Genomic DNA, 13,472 nt, shown 5'->3' with positions numbered 1-13,472 from the left:
GGGTTGACACCTGTCAAGTGGCCGCCGCGTCCGGCTGCGCCGAGATCGACGCAATGGTCGCCCACGCGTGTGCGTGAGCGACCATTGCGTCGGTTTCGGGGGGGGGAGTCGCGCGGTGGGCGACGACCCCCCATCGCCACCCACCGCGCTGCCCCCGACTAGTCCTCCGAGCCCTTGGACTCCGCCTTCTTCGAGCCGAGCTTCTTGGCTGTCTTGCCCGCTGCCTCCTTGACCTTCTTCACCACCCGGTCCACATTCGCCTTGGACTTGGCCGCCCGCTTCTCGGCCTTGCCCTTGGCGTCGTTGAGCTGCGCGTTGAGGCTGGTCACGTGCGGCTTGAGGTTGCTCACGTTCGAGCCCTTGTCGGCCTCGTCGTCCGTGGCCGCCAGCAACTGCGTCCGGTTGAGGGTGCTGGAGGTGATCACGTTGCCCGTGTTGTCCACCTTGTCGCGGACGTCGAGCACGTTGGCCGCAGCCAACCGCACCCGATCTCGCGCACCGATCAGTTGCTTGTTGCGGAACGTCATCAGCGCGCCATCGTCAGGGGCCTGTGTGGTGGGTACGCCGTCCGTGCCGCCGCCGAGCGACTTCGGCAGCGCTCGAGCAAGACCCTCGATGGCCGGATCCGCTGCCCACAGCGGAGCATCGATGTACTCCTTGACCGCCTGGTAGATCGCAAGGTTGTCCCCGCTCGCCACGGCCTGCGCGACAGCCACCAGGCCGACCGTGCCGAGCACGACTCCGTTGACACTGCGCAGCGCCGACTCCTGCAGGCCCGCCGCGAGCTGCGCGGTGTAGTTGTCGTTCAGCGACCGCCAATCCGAAACGTCGAGCGCCGAAGCGAACTGCGCGTTGATGTCGTCGCGCAGGCCCAGCAGTTCGTTGTTGCGGAACTGCATGAAGGCGCCGTCGCCGGTCGTGGTGTTGGTTACGTGATCCGAGCCGCCACCGAACTCTTCCGGCAACGTGATGGCGATGGCCTCGATGAGCGGATCCGCGACATAGAGCGGTGAATCGACGATCTGCCGAATCTGGGAGAACAGTCGCTCGTTGTCACCGCCCGCGAACTGCGCCGCAAGGACGAAAGGGGTGAGCGGGGCCTGCAAGAACTGGTCGACCAACCGCTCACCGGCGATGATCGTCAAAGCGATTTGGTCCTTGCCTTCGAAGCTGGCCATCAGTGCGGCCTGAGCGTCGACGACGCGGGGCGGAGCGGGTGTGGACGACGCGACCGGAGTGATCGCGATGACGCCGGCGGTGGCGACGGCGACGCATGCAGTGAGACCGCTCGAGACGCGGCTGCTCACACGACTGTTCATATATGGAATCCCCTCGATGACTTGCTGTTTGGGCTGACCGATTGCTCGGCACGCGCCGAAATTTACGCTGCATTAATCCAGATCTCAGCTTTTTCTCAGGTGACACAGAGGGGTATTTGCGAATGCAAACACATACGGATTTCACACCGTTGCCGCAAAGGCAACGAAGCAGCCATATGTCCAGATGGGCATGGATCTTGAAGTTTGCTGACGCGTACCCTTGAATCCAAAAGTCTTGCGGTACGCAACCATGCGGCGCGGCCCGTCGGCCTGAATGATCAAGTGATACTTGATAGTTAGGCCCACCTTGGCGCTCAAGATCGCGAACACCGGCCGCGCAGTGATCGTGGACTGTGGGCTACGAGTTGCTATCACCAAAAACGGGCGATGCCGAACAGGGAGCGCTCAGCGAAGACCAGAAGCAGCCCTACCGGTAGGCGTCGATGCCTCACCCCGGGTCCACAGCGCCACCAGGCACACCACCGAGGTGCCCAGCAACACGCCGCCGACGGTGTCGGTGAAGTAGTGAAAGGTCATCGACAGCCCGAAGGTGCCGAGCAGCACCACGCACACCGCGACCGCCAGCGCCCACAACCGCAGGCCCGCCACCAGCACCAGCAGGCCCGTCACCGTCACCAGGAACGTGGTGTGCCCGCTGGGATAGGCCAGCGCCCCTTCTTTCTCCCGGCCGAACACGGGTTTGATCAGCCGCACGACGGTGATGGCCAAGATCGGGCTCACCACCATGGCAACTGCCAGTCGCTTCCGGTGCTGCCGCACCGCCACCACGATGCCGATCAGCAACGCGGCCGCCACCAGGGGCGGCTTGGTGAACAGGAGGAAGATCGCCCGCCGCGGCCCCATGTCGGTACCGAGCGCTTGAAACCAGTCGTCGACCGGCAACGGCGCGCCATGCACCGCCCAACCGAGCAAGACCATGGCGGCCAGCCCGATCGGCGGCCACCACCGGGCGGTCAAGGGATGATGCCGCGCAGATAGGCCGCCTGACCGAGGTGCTGTGCGCAATCGTCGATGATGCTGACCAACCGGGCGCTGGCCGTCACCGGCGGATCCCAGTGCTCGTCGACGATGCGGCCCAGATCTTCGGCGGTCACCCCGGCGATGTAGGCCAGCGTGGCCTTGTGCACCGCGAGGTAGTACCCGGCCAGCAGGTCGGCCGGTGCCTGCACCTTCGCAACGTCGTCCGGGCTGTGCCCGTATCCGATGTCGCCTGCCGGCAGGTCGAGCCCGAAGCGGTCTTTCCAGCCGTCGCGGGTCCACACCTGCTCGATGCCGGCGATGTCACACAACTGCAGGTCCTGGCAGCGGGCGCTGTGCCAGATCAGCCACGCGATGCTGTTGGCCTGCGGGGTGGGCCGGTAGCTCGACACCTCCTCGGTCAACCCGTCGGTGAGGTCGTCGACGTGCTCGATGAGCCTGGTGAATGCGTCGCGCAGCAGTTCTCGGACGGCATCGGAATCAGCGGCAGCCATGGCCTCGACGCTACTCGCGAACCGGCGCGGGGCCGTCCCGACTACGATCACGGGCATGCCGTTGAATGCCGGTGACGTGTTCGCCGGGTACACGATTCAACGTCTGCTCGGTTCCGGCGGCATGGGCGAGGTGTATCTGGCCCAGCATCCGCGCCTCCCCCGCGAGGACGCGCTCAAGATCCTGCCGGCCACGCTGACCGGTGACGCCCAGTACCGCGACCGGTTCAACCGCGAAGCCGACATCGCCGCCTCGCTGTGGCATCCCCATATCGTCGGCCTGCACGATCGCGGTGAGTTCGAGGGGCAGCTGTGGATCGCGATGGACTACGTCGACGGCACCGACGCCTCTCAGCATGTGCGCGAACGGCACCCCTCCGGGCTGCCGCTGGCCGAGGCTGTCGAAATCGTCACTGCCATCGCCGAAGCTCTCGACTATGCACACCAGCGCAACCTGCTGCACCGCGACGTCAAGCCCGCCAACATCCTGCTGACCAGCCCCGAAGCCGCTCATCGTCGAATTCTGTTGGCCGACTTCGGTGTTGCCCGGCGCGTCGACGACATCAGCGGGATCACCGCGACCAACATGGCCGTGGGCTCGATGGCGTACTCGGCCCCCGAGCAGCTCCTGGGACAGTCGATGGACGGACGGGCCGATCAATATGCTTTGGCCGCCAGTGCCTTCCAACTCCTGGCCGGGCATTCGCCGTTTCACCATTCCAATCCGGCCGTCGTCATCAGCAAGCAGCTCAACGAGCTCCCGCCCAGCCTGCGCAACGAACGTCCGGAGCTGGCCTACCTGGACGAGGTGATGCTCAAGGGCATGGCCAAGGACCGCGAGGGCCGCTATGCCCGCTGCATCGATTTCGCGAAGGCGCTGGCCGACGCGCGGCCCAGCAGCCCGGTTCCGCAGCGCCCTCCCACGGTGCCACCGGTTGCGCCCCGCCGGGTCTCGACAGAGCCCCCTCGGGTCATCGCAGCCCCGGCCTTCTCCGCGCCCGCTCCCCCGGTTCTCAATGCGCCGCATCCGTCGCCGCACTGGTCGGGGCCCAGCCCGATCCCGCAACCCCGCGGTGCCCAGAAGCGCAGCCCCGCAAGGGTTGCGGTGCCGGCCGTGCTGGCCGTACTGCTGGTGTGTGCGCTCGGCTTCGCCATCAGCCAGTTCGCCCGTGAGGCTCCGGTGGCGCGCAGCACGCCGTCGTGGCAGCCGTACGTCGACGCGGCCCGGACCTTCGCCCTGCACAGCGTCACCGTCAGCGCCGACACCGCCGACAGCGATCTCGCGGCGATGATGGACGGGGCCACCGACGAATTCCGCGCCGACCTGAAGAGCCAGGCGCCCCAGATCAAACACAAGGCCCAGGAATTGGGCGTCAAAACCGAGGGGACGGTCACCGGGGCCGGTGTCGAATCGTTGTTCTCCGATGAGGCAGTCGTGCTCGTCACCGTCGACACGAAAGTCACCGTCACGACAAATCGGGTCGGCGTGGTCTCGCTGCAACGGGTGCGGGTCACCGTCGAAAATGCCGATGGCGCCTACAAGGCCTCGAAGCTGGAGTTCGTGAACTGATGGGCACACGTACGCGAGGCTGGACGCTGCTGGTGGGCGCCCTGATCATCGGCATCGTCGCAGCCATCGGGCTGGGGTCCTGGCAGCTGGCGGTCAAGAGCCGGCCGGCGCCCGCCCCCGTCGCCGACGACGATCATGCACGCCAGCAGGTCACCGAGTTCGTGGCCACCAACGTGGTCAAGGTGCTGAGCTACAGTCCCGCGACCAGCCGGGCAGACATCGACGCGGTCACCGCGCTGCTGACCGGCTCGGCCGTCGATGAGTACCTCAAGACGATTCGCACCAAGGCGGACAATGTCACCCAGATCGCGACGGTCCGTGACACGGGTGTGGAGTCGCTGACGGTCGACGACGCCAGTGTGGTGGCGTTCGTCGACCAGAAGACCGAGACCGCGGGTGCCGGCAACCAATCCACCAAGGATGCGCTGGCCTACCGGGTCACCCTCACCCGCGTCGACGGCGACTGGCTGATCTCGGAATTGGAACCGCTCTAGCGATTACTGCGCTGCCGGTGCGGCCCCGTGGAACACCGCCTCCACGTTGTTGCCGTCCGGATCCCGGACGAAGGCACCGAAGTAGCCCGGGTGGTACTCGGGCCACAGCCGCGGTGCGTGCAGTGACTCGGCCCCCAGCTTGAGCGCGGCATCGTAGAAAGCGGTGACCGCGTCGACGCCCGCGGCCTGGAACGCCACGTGGATTTCGCGGTTGGGGCCCTTGGCGTCGCCCGCACTGGCGTCGGCGATCCAGAAATCCGGATGCCCTTCCGTGCCGTAGCCGATGGCCACGCCGTAATCGAGCTGCCGGGTGTAGCCCAGCACGCCGAGCACGGTGTCATAGAACTCGGTCGCCTTGGTGAAATCGGTGCAGTTGATGCCGAAGTGATCGATCACGTCCCGATCCTGGCACGCACCGCCGACATGCAACGGATTTCGGCGCACCCCATAGGCATACGCGGATCGTCGTCGTAGGTTAGTTAGATGAGCTATGACCTGTGTATCCGTGGCGGCACCATCGTCGACGGCCTGGGCGGCGACCCGTACGTGGGCGATGTCGCCGTGCGCAACGGCCTCATCGTGGCGGTGGGGTCCGCGACCGAGCCGGCCGAACGTGAGATCGACGCCACCGGGCTGCTGGTCACCCCAGGTTTCGTCGACCTGCACACCCACTATGACGGCCAGGCGATCTGGTCGGACCGGCTCAACCCGTCCTCGGCGCACGGGGTCACCACGGCGGTGATGGGCAACTGCGGCGTCGGGTTCGCTCCGTGCCGCCCCGACGATCACGACGTGCTCGTCGACGTGATGGCCGGCGTCGAGGACATCCCGGGTGTGGTCATGGTCGACGGTCTGCCGTGGACCTGGGAGACGTTCCCCGAGTTCTTCGACGCGCTGGCGGATCGACAACTTGATATTGACGTGGCGGCGTTCCTGCCGCACTCCCCGCTGCGGGTGTACGTGATGGGCCAGCGCGGCGTCGACCGGGAGCCGGCCACCGCCGAGGATCTGGAGCTGATGCGCAAGCTTGCCGCCGAGGCCGTGAACTGCGGCGCCCTGGGGTTCGCCTCGTCGAGGCTGACCATTCACAAGACCGAGAGCGGCAAGCCGATTCCCAGCTACGACGCCGGCTATGCCGAGATCGAGGCGATCGCCCGTGGCGTCGACGACGCTGGTGGCGGGCTGATCCAGTTCGTGCCCGATCTCGTCGCGGGCGATTACGAACCGGCGCTGCAAACAGTCTTCGACGTCGCCGCCGACGTGGGCCTGCCCGTCACGTTCACGCTGGCGATCGGCAACGCCGGGCCGGCCTTCTTCGAAGATGCGCTGCGGATGGTGGAGAAGGCGAACAACAACGCGGCAGCAGCTGACCCCGTCGTGACCGCCCAGATCTTCCCCCGCCCCATCGGGCTGGTGCTCGGCCTTGAGCTCTCGGGTAACCCGTTCGTGCTCTACCCCAGCTACCGCGAGATCGCTCACCTGCCACTGGCCGAGCGGGTCGCCGAGATGCGCAAACCCGAAGTCCGCGAACGGATCCTGAGTGATTCGGCGGCCAGCGATGGACATCCGCTGATGTTCGCCGTGCAGGCCTGGGACTACATGTATCCGCTGGGTGAGCAGCCCGACTATGAGCCTGACCCGTCGAACTCGATCGGAGCGCGGGCCCGGGCCCGCAACGTCGACCCGCTCGAGGAGGCCTATGACCGCCTGCTCGACGACGACGGGCACTCGATGCTGCTGGTCACGCTGGCCAATTTCCGCGACAACTCGCTGGACACCGTTGCCGAGTTGATCCGGCGCGACGACGTCATCCTCGGCCTCGGCGACGGCGGCGCGCATTACGGCATGATCTGCGACGCCAGCTTCCCCACCTACCTGTTGACACACTGGGTCCGCGACCGGGGCGCGGGCATGCTGAGCGTCGCCGAGGCCGTGCGGGAGCTGACCTCGGTTCCGGCACGCGTCGCCGGGCTGGCCGATCGCGGTCGAATTGCGCTGGGCTACAAGGCTGATCTGAACGTGATCGACCATGCGGCGCTGCGGCTGCACCGGCCGGTCGTCGCCTACGACCTGCCCGGAGGCGGGCGTCGCCTCGACCAGACCGCAGATGGCTACATCGCGACCGTCGTCTCCGGTGCGGTGATCGCCGAGAACGGCGTCCCCACCGCAGCGCGTCCGGGCCGTCTGGTCCGCGGCCGGCAGCCGGCGCCGCTCGCATGAGCCGCGTCGCACCCCTGGCCCCGCCGTGGAGCGTAGAGGACGCCGCGGGCATCCAGAGTTGGGGCCACCCCGACCGGACCTACGAGCCACTGCTGCTGGTGCGCTGCCTGCAACGGCATCCGAAGCTGGCGGGCAAGCTGCGCAAGCTCGGTGAGGCGCTCTACGTCGACACGCTGCTGCCACCGCGGGTGCGCACCATCGCGATCCTGCGGATCTGTGCGCGGTTGGGCTGCGCCTACGAATGGGGCGGGCAGGCCGCGTTCTGGGGTCCGATCGCCGGGGTTTCCGATTCCGAATGCGATGCCCTGGTCACCGGCGCAGACGCGGACTGGTCGGCATTTGAACGAGTGCTCATCGACGCGGTCGACGAATTGGAACGCACCGGCTCATGGTCGACGACGACGTGGGATGCCTTGGGCGACAACCTCGATGAAGAGCAGCGCATGGAACTGCTGATCGCCGTCGGCTGGTACCGGACCATCTGCACCTTGTGCAACGGCCTGGACCTTCCGGTGGAGGGGTGGATGCGGCGCTGGCCGGATTCAGCTCGCTGACCGGTCCCGGCGCAGCGCCGGATGTTGCTTGGCAAGCATCGGCAACAACAGCCGGCGCGGCATCAACTGCGCCAGCCGGGTGCTGATCCGGCTGGGCGCACCGGCGATCACCTCACCCTTGTCGTGGGCCAGCGCGTCCACACCCACCCGCGCCACGTCGCGGGCCGGCATCCAGAGGAATTTGGGGAACGCGGCGGCGAACGCACGTTCGTCCATGCCCGCGGACTTGAGGAACTCGGTACGCACCGGGCCCGGGTTCAGCGTCGTCACCGTGACACTGGTTCCGGCCAGTTCGGCGCGCAGGCCCTCGGTGTAGTTGCGCACGAACGCTTTGGTGGCCGCATAACCCGCCTGCCCCGGGAACGGATGAAAGCCCGCCGTGGAGCCCACATTGAGGATGGCGCCGCGGCCACGCGGCACCATCGACGCCACGGCCCGGGTGCACAGGTCGATCACGGCTTCGGCGTTCACCCGCACCTGAGCGATCTCGGCCTCCGGGGTGGAACGGGTCACCGCGCCCAAGGTGCCGATACCCGCATTGTTGACCAGAATGTCCACCGTCAGCCCGCGACGCTCGACCTCATCGAAAAGCGTTGCCCGGGCGCCGGAATCGGCCACGTCGCACGGGATCACCTCGACCCGCGCCTCGGACAGTTCGGCGGCAAGCTCGGTCAGCTTGTCGGCACGGCGGGCCACCAGGGTGACGCCGTACCCCCGGGATACCAGCTCCCGGGCCAGCTCCGCGCCGATCCCCGACGAGGCCCCGGTGATGACGGCGGTGCTGGTGGGTGAGGGCGGTGGCAGCGGCATGGGCTCGAAAGTACCCGCTGCCACATGTCCAGGTCGGGCCCACCGGGACCCGGACCGGCCTATTCTCACGTCATGAGCGTGAAAGTGGATCTCAACCAGCTGGCCGACAAGCTGGCGAACTACACGTTCGCTTACCTCGTCACGGTCGACGACAACTACCACGCGCACACGGTCGCGGTGGAACCGCATCTCGTCGACGGCGTCATCCACGTCGGGCCGGTCGGCGGGCACACCCGCAGAAACCTGGCCTCGCACGAGAACGCCACCCTGGTGTGCCCACCGGCCAAGCCCGGTGGGTATTCGCTGATCGTCGACGGGCGGGGCCAAGCCGGTGCGAACGAAGACGAGGCGCAGCAGATCGTGCCCAGCCGCGCGGTGCTGCATCGCAAGGCGGTGAAGCCCGGACCGCCCGGCCAGTGCGACAGCGACTGCATCGTGTTGTCGGAGAACTGACGCCGCAAGCGCCCCCGCTGTCACTCCCGGTCAGAACCGCTGGCGTTGGTGTCTTCGAGCACTCGCTGGATCACGTCGCCCGGATCACCCTGTCCCGGATTCAACTGGTGCGTGGCCACACCATCCGATTCGGTGGCGACACGGTCCGCACCGACGGTGTCCGGCGTCGGGTCGGCTTTCGACTCACCGCTGCCCTGACCGCTCTCGCCGTCCTGGCCCTGGCCGTTTTCTCCCGGCTCACCTTGGCCTTGCTCACCTTGGCCCTGGCTGTTCTGCCCCGGGTCGCCCTGGAGGGATTGGCCCGGGTCACCCTCGCCCTGACCTTGGCCACCGTCACCTTGGCCGTTTTGTCCCTGGCCACCTTGACCTTGGCCTTCGCCTTGACCTTGACCCTGATCGTTCTGCCCCTGGTCCCCCTGGCCCTGCCCTTGGCCGCCGCCGCCCTGGCCCTGGCCCTGGCCCTGGCCCTGGCCCTGGCCACCGTCCGGCGACTCGGGATCCTTCAACTTGTCCTGGAGCCGCTGTTCGGTCTCGTTGAGGTGCTTGCGGCGCTCTTCGTCGGGTTCGGTCGTCGTGTCGAAACAGCCCCCGGGTGCCTCCTGCGTCACCTTCAGCGCCTCGGTCCAGAGCGACTTCGCCTCGTCACGGTGCTTGTCGGCGTTCTTGAGATCTCCGAGTGTCTCCAGCACCACTTCGAGATTGATTCGCACCGGGCATGATCGCGCCTGGCTGACCAGCGACAGCGACTTCTTGAACTCCGACTCGGCCTCGGCCAGTTTCCCTTCCAGCACGTAGCGGTCACCGTCGGCGAAATAGGGCTTGTAGGAGTCGATCACGTTGAGCGACTTGAGCGTCCGCACATCGTCGGCCAGACCGTAGGAGTTGTAGGCGAGGTAGTCGGATCTGGCGGAACTGCCGTAGACCACCATCGTGATCAGTTTGACCGCAATCCCCACGAGCAGCACGGCCGGCAGAATCGAGAACACGATCAGCCGTCGTCGCAGGACTTTGCGGCTCGGTCCGTGCGAGAAGTACGCACCGATCGTGTTGAGCACCAACCGGAATGCCGGGATACCACGTCCGCTCGGCATCATGCGTCCCGCCCGGTCCTGCGGGAGACCCGGTACTCCCGCGCCATCGCGAACAGCTCATAGAACATCAACAGCATCGCGATGGCCGTGAAGATCCAATAGAACTCGGTGCGATCGCCCGGCATCGAAACTTGCTGCTGCACCGCTGTCGAAGATCCCTCGTCCACCGCGGGGATGATCGTCGACGTCGAGTCACCGAGACCACGTTGGAAGTACGGCACGTGCAGTTGCTCGGCCACGGTCCGCAGCGAGGCTTCGTCCAGCGGGGAAAGGAACTGTCCGCCACCGCCTGCCGGGTCCGGGAAGTAGGTGATCTCGCCGTTGGCACCGATCTTGCTGGCCACTGGCCCGCCGGCCGGTGTGCCGTATCCCAGCACTGCGCCGCCGGCCACCAACCCGGACGGGATGTCGAAGGCGGTTGCTGTCCGCTTCGAGATCCCGGCGCCCTCGCCGAGATAGAAGACCAGGTTGTTCGAGCCCGGGTACTGCCGGGCGGCAAGCTCGAGCTGACGGTTCAGTTGATCGGCCGCGGCACCCACGTCCACCTGGTAGACCGAGTCGAATTCCGATTCGTAGGCCGAATAGTTCTTGAGCAGCGCCCGCAGACTCCAGACGTCGTCGGAGAGCGGCCAATCGACCCGGTCCTTGGTCGCGAACGACGTTATCGAGAAGCGTCCGGACGGGTATTGGTCGACGATCGCCTGCATGTCGGTGCGGATCCCGGCCATCCGAAACTGGTTGTTGCCGAAGTCTTCTGCGCGGGAGTTCAGCGATCGGTCGACCACGAAGAACACGTTCACGTTGTTGTTGGCGGCGGCGTCGGCGGCTGCCTGGTTCACCGGGTGGGTGTCGGCCTCGATCCCGGGCCGCACCGCGGCCGCCAACAAGCACACGATCACCAGCGTCAACAGACTCCACCGCACGACGACCTTGCGCTGGCTGTCTTTCCCCACCACCACGAGCACCCGATAGAGCGTGTACATCCGCAGTACCAGCGTCAGCCCCGCCAACAAGAGGAACACCCACCAGGCCAGGACGGGCTCGAATGTCATCGCCGCACCCCCGCGAGGCTGATGGCGAAGACGATCACTATCGCGAGCCCGACGGTGAGCACCAGGTTGGGGCGGTCACGCAACTGCTGGACCATGATCGTCCCGTCCGAAGCCGTCACCTCCGGCGGATGTGAGCGGATGTCGTCGAGGTGACTGCGTAGCGCCTTGTCCAACGAATCCTGGTCGCCGTGCGGGGTTCCGCCGTCGGCATCTGCTGCCGTGACGTAGCTGATGAAGCGTCCACCGGTGGCCTTGGTGAGCTCGCTGAGCCCGCCGCTGGCGTCGAGAGTCGAACTGGTCAACACGTTGACCTGGATTCCCGAGGACCGGGCCAGGTCCGCCAGCCCGTCATCGGAGAAGATCGGCGTTGCCGCCGAGCCGGCCGGGCCCATGTAGATCACCGAACGCCGGGTGTCCGACGGCTTGCCTGCTCCGGGAAAGCCCTTCATACACATGGCAAGTGCGTCGTTGACGGTCAGCTGGTAGTCCGTGTAACCGACCGCCCTGCCGAATTCGTATTGGGCGCGTTGCAGGACGGCGGTGTCCTCGGGAGTGGGGCTCTGCTCGGACCGCAGCCGCTCCAGGCTGGCGTACCGACCGAGTTCGTCCTCAAGAAAGGGATAGTCCCGGGTCAGCGGGATCACCCGGTTGGCACGGGAAGTGAGGCCGAGCCGTTGCGAGTCGAATCCGGCGGCCTGGCCGGCGAAGTAGGACAGCAGCACCGACGCGTCGTGGGAGGCCGGATCGTCCTGCAGGCAGAGCATCACATCCTCGGGATGCGCACGGTTGACCTCAGCCGCGGTGGCCTGGGAACTGACCGGGCGGGCAGTCGCGACGATGGCGCACATCAGCACGGCCACCGTGGTGACAGCGATGGCCGTCAACAAGATTCGGTAACGTCGGTAGGCCCGCACATACTCGGGCATCTCGGTGAGCCGACCGACCCAGGCCAACGGGCGCAACCGTCGTGGTTGCCGCCGCATCGGCCACAGGAACGCGGCGAGCACGATGGCGACGAGCGCCACCAGGCCGACGATCACGACCCATCCCCACTTCAGCTCCATGACTGGATCGTGCTCCGCACCTGGGCTGCTGTGGCAGCGACGTCCGGATTGTCTTCGAGCTCGAACTGTTTCGAGTACAGGGCCGACACGGCCGGTGCTGCCGCCGCGGCGGCACTACCGGCCACCTCGCCCAGCGCCATGTACGGCGCGGCGACCCCGGTCTGGAGGTAGAGGAAGTTCCGCAGTATCCGGCTCATCGCGGTGTATGCCTGACGCGATGTAAGCTCTCCGGCGTCGTAGCGGTCGCTGACCCTGCCGATCGCGGTGCCGAACTTGCGTCGCAGCACCCGTGCACTGATGTCCCGAATCACCGGGATGCTGCGCAGCCGTTGCACCGGAAGCGTCCACACCACGACCCCGACGAACCATCCGATGACCCCCAGGATCAACAGCACGCCCAGCACCAGCCATCCCACCGAATACGGCAGCGGCGCAACGATCCACTTGAGATAGTCATTTGCCACGGCTGGCCTTCTTCAGCATCAGGGTGACGGCACCGAACAGCTCGCCGCTCGCGGACACCCGGGCGCACGGGATCGCCGAGCTGTCGACGTATTCGGCGAAGGCGGCCTCCCGTCGTGCCTCGGCCCGACGGTATGCCTCCAGCACCCGGTGGCCGAGGATCTCCTCGCGCAGCAGGGTTCTACCGCTTTCGACGTCATAACCTTCGCCGCCGAATGCCGGTACACCGATCAGCGGCGCATCCCGCACCGTGATCCAGTACACGTCGTGGCGAGCTCCGACCTTGCGGAACTGCTCGGCCAGAAGCGGTGAGACATCCGGTTCGTCGGAGATCACGAAGACGATGTGCCGGCGCCGGAAATGCTGCTGCACGTAATCCAATTGGGTGGCAAGCTCGCTGCGCGCGCTGTCGGCCACCTGATGTCGGTTGACCCGCTCCAGGATGTGCTCGAGGTGCGCCTCGCCACGCCGGTTCGGCATGTGCGCCGAGCCGGTGGCGTCCCCGTACACCAGACCCATCTCGTCGCCCTTGCTGATCGCGATGAGCCCCACCAGACCGACCGCATTGAGCACTACCCGCTGTTTAACCTCTCCCCCGGCGGCCAGCGCGAGCATGTTCCGGCCGAGGTCGACGACCATCAGCACCCGCTGCTGCCGGTAGGAGACGAACCGCTTCACCAGCACGTCGGTCGAACGCGCCGAGGCCTTCCAGTCGATGTCGCGGACGTCGTCGCCCGGGATGTAAGGGCGCAGGTCGTCGAACTCCAGGCTGCGCCCGTGGAACATCGAGCGATGCTCCCCCTCGAGAAGGCCACGGGACACCCCGCTCGGACCGGACAGCCGGTTACCGGCGAGGGTCTGCGCCTTCACCTCCTGCAGTAGCACTCCCATAG

15 protein-coding genes are annotated in these 13,472 nt (G+C 66.7%); 5 read left to right on the top strand and 10 right to left on the bottom strand.

Annotation, left to right across the window (positions count from 1 at the left end; all coding sequences use genetic code 11):
* Positions 1-158 precede the first annotated feature (158 nt).
* The 3 genes from BKG60_RS20080 to BKG60_RS20065 form a co-directional block, all read right to left on the bottom strand.
* Positions 159-1,307 carry a hypothetical protein gene (locus BKG60_RS20080; RefSeq protein ID WP_075909904.1) on the bottom strand — a complete coding sequence of 383 codons (1,149 nt, stop codon included), beginning with the start codon at positions 1,305-1,307 and terminating at the stop codon, positions 159-161.
* Positions 1,308-1,724: 417 nt separating this feature from the next.
* The gene (locus tag BKG60_RS20070; RefSeq protein WP_075909902.1) at positions 1,725-2,297 is read right to left on the bottom strand and encodes a phosphatase PAP2 family protein; all 573 of its coding nucleotides are present in this window, start codon (positions 2,295-2,297) and stop codon (positions 1,725-1,727) included.
* Positions 2,294-2,812, bottom strand: a complete 519-nt coding sequence (locus BKG60_RS20065; protein ID WP_070185258.1) for a mycothiol transferase — start codon at positions 2,810-2,812, stop codon at positions 2,294-2,296. Before BKG60_RS20065 ends, BKG60_RS20070 begins: the two co-directional genes overlap by 4 nt.
* A 55-nt stretch (positions 2,813-2,867) precedes the next feature.
* On the opposite strand from BKG60_RS20065, the gene BKG60_RS20060 reads away from it, so the two are divergent.
* Together BKG60_RS20060 and BKG60_RS20055 are read left to right on the top strand one after the other, a co-directional pair.
* Positions 2,868-4,379, top strand: coding sequence for a serine/threonine-protein kinase (locus tag BKG60_RS20060; RefSeq protein ID WP_075909901.1), 1,512 nt, complete (start codon positions 2,868-2,870; stop codon positions 4,377-4,379).
* A complete protein-coding gene (locus BKG60_RS20055; protein WP_070185244.1) occupies positions 4,379-4,873 on the top strand; it encodes a hypothetical protein in 495 nt (164 codons plus the stop codon). Before BKG60_RS20060 ends, BKG60_RS20055 begins: the two co-directional genes overlap by 1 nt.
* 3 nt (positions 4,874-4,876) lie before the next feature.
* On the opposite strand, the gene BKG60_RS20050 is transcribed toward BKG60_RS20055, so the two are convergent.
* A complete protein-coding gene (locus BKG60_RS20050) occupies positions 4,877-5,269 on the bottom strand; it encodes a VOC family protein (RefSeq protein ID WP_070185259.1) in 393 nt (130 codons plus the stop codon).
* An 87-nt stretch (positions 5,270-5,356) separates the two neighbouring features.
* Between BKG60_RS20050 and BKG60_RS20045 the strand changes: the two genes are divergently transcribed.
* Positions 5,357-7,093 carry an N-acyl-D-amino-acid deacylase family protein gene (locus BKG60_RS20045; RefSeq protein WP_075909900.1) on the top strand — a complete coding sequence of 579 codons (1,737 nt, stop codon included), beginning with the start codon at positions 5,357-5,359 and terminating at the stop codon, positions 7,091-7,093.
* Positions 7,090-7,647, top strand: a complete 558-nt coding sequence (locus BKG60_RS20040; RefSeq protein ID WP_075909899.1) for a carboxymuconolactone decarboxylase family protein — start codon at positions 7,090-7,092, stop codon at positions 7,645-7,647. The genes BKG60_RS20045 and BKG60_RS20040 overlap by 4 nt, the downstream gene beginning before the upstream one ends.
* Here the strand turns inward: BKG60_RS20040 and BKG60_RS20035 are convergent.
* Positions 7,636-8,457 (bottom strand): SDR family NAD(P)-dependent oxidoreductase, encoded by an 822-nt coding sequence (locus BKG60_RS20035; protein ID WP_075909898.1) that lies wholly within the window; start codon positions 8,455-8,457, stop codon positions 7,636-7,638. The two genes, BKG60_RS20040 and BKG60_RS20035, sit on opposite strands and share 12 nt — an antisense overlap.
* Before the next feature lie 72 nt (positions 8,458-8,529).
* On the opposite strand from BKG60_RS20035, the gene BKG60_RS20030 reads away from it, so the two are divergent.
* Complete coding sequence (locus tag BKG60_RS20030; RefSeq protein WP_070946534.1) at positions 8,530-8,910, top strand: hypothetical protein; 381 nt, start codon at positions 8,530-8,532, stop codon at positions 8,908-8,910.
* A 20-nt stretch (positions 8,911-8,930) separates the two neighbouring features.
* On the opposite strand, the gene BKG60_RS20025 is transcribed toward BKG60_RS20030, so the two are convergent.
* Genes BKG60_RS20025 through BKG60_RS20005 form a run of 5 tightly spaced genes read right to left on the bottom strand, consistent with a single transcriptional unit; the run spans position 8,931 to position 13,470 of the window.
* Positions 8,931-10,001, bottom strand: a complete 1,071-nt coding sequence (locus tag BKG60_RS20025) for a hypothetical protein (protein WP_075909930.1) — start codon at positions 9,999-10,001, stop codon at positions 8,931-8,933.
* Positions 10,001-11,053: a hypothetical protein gene (locus tag BKG60_RS20020; RefSeq protein WP_075909897.1), complete on the bottom strand. Its 1,053-nt coding sequence runs from the start codon at positions 11,051-11,053 to the stop codon at positions 10,001-10,003. Before BKG60_RS20020 ends, BKG60_RS20025 begins: the two co-directional genes overlap by 1 nt.
* Complete coding sequence (locus BKG60_RS20015) at positions 11,050-12,117, bottom strand: hypothetical protein (protein ID WP_075909896.1); 1,068 nt, start codon at positions 12,115-12,117, stop codon at positions 11,050-11,052. Before BKG60_RS20015 ends, BKG60_RS20020 begins: the two co-directional genes overlap by 4 nt.
* A complete protein-coding gene (locus BKG60_RS20010) occupies positions 12,108-12,581 on the bottom strand; it encodes a hypothetical protein (protein WP_070185251.1) in 474 nt (157 codons plus the stop codon). Before BKG60_RS20010 ends, BKG60_RS20015 begins: the two co-directional genes overlap by 10 nt.
* Positions 12,571-13,470 carry a DUF58 domain-containing protein gene (locus BKG60_RS20005; RefSeq protein WP_070185252.1) on the bottom strand — a complete coding sequence of 300 codons (900 nt, stop codon included), beginning with the start codon at positions 13,468-13,470 and terminating at the stop codon, positions 12,571-12,573. The genes BKG60_RS20010 and BKG60_RS20005 overlap by 11 nt, the downstream gene beginning before the upstream one ends.
* Positions 13,471-13,472: the final 2 nt, after the last annotated feature.

Source organism: Mycobacterium syngnathidarum, from assembly GCF_001942625.1.
Classification (GTDB): domain Bacteria; phylum Actinomycetota; class Actinomycetes; order Mycobacteriales; family Mycobacteriaceae; genus Mycobacterium; species Mycobacterium syngnathidarum.
This window is presented reverse-complemented; position numbering and strand designations above follow the sequence as displayed.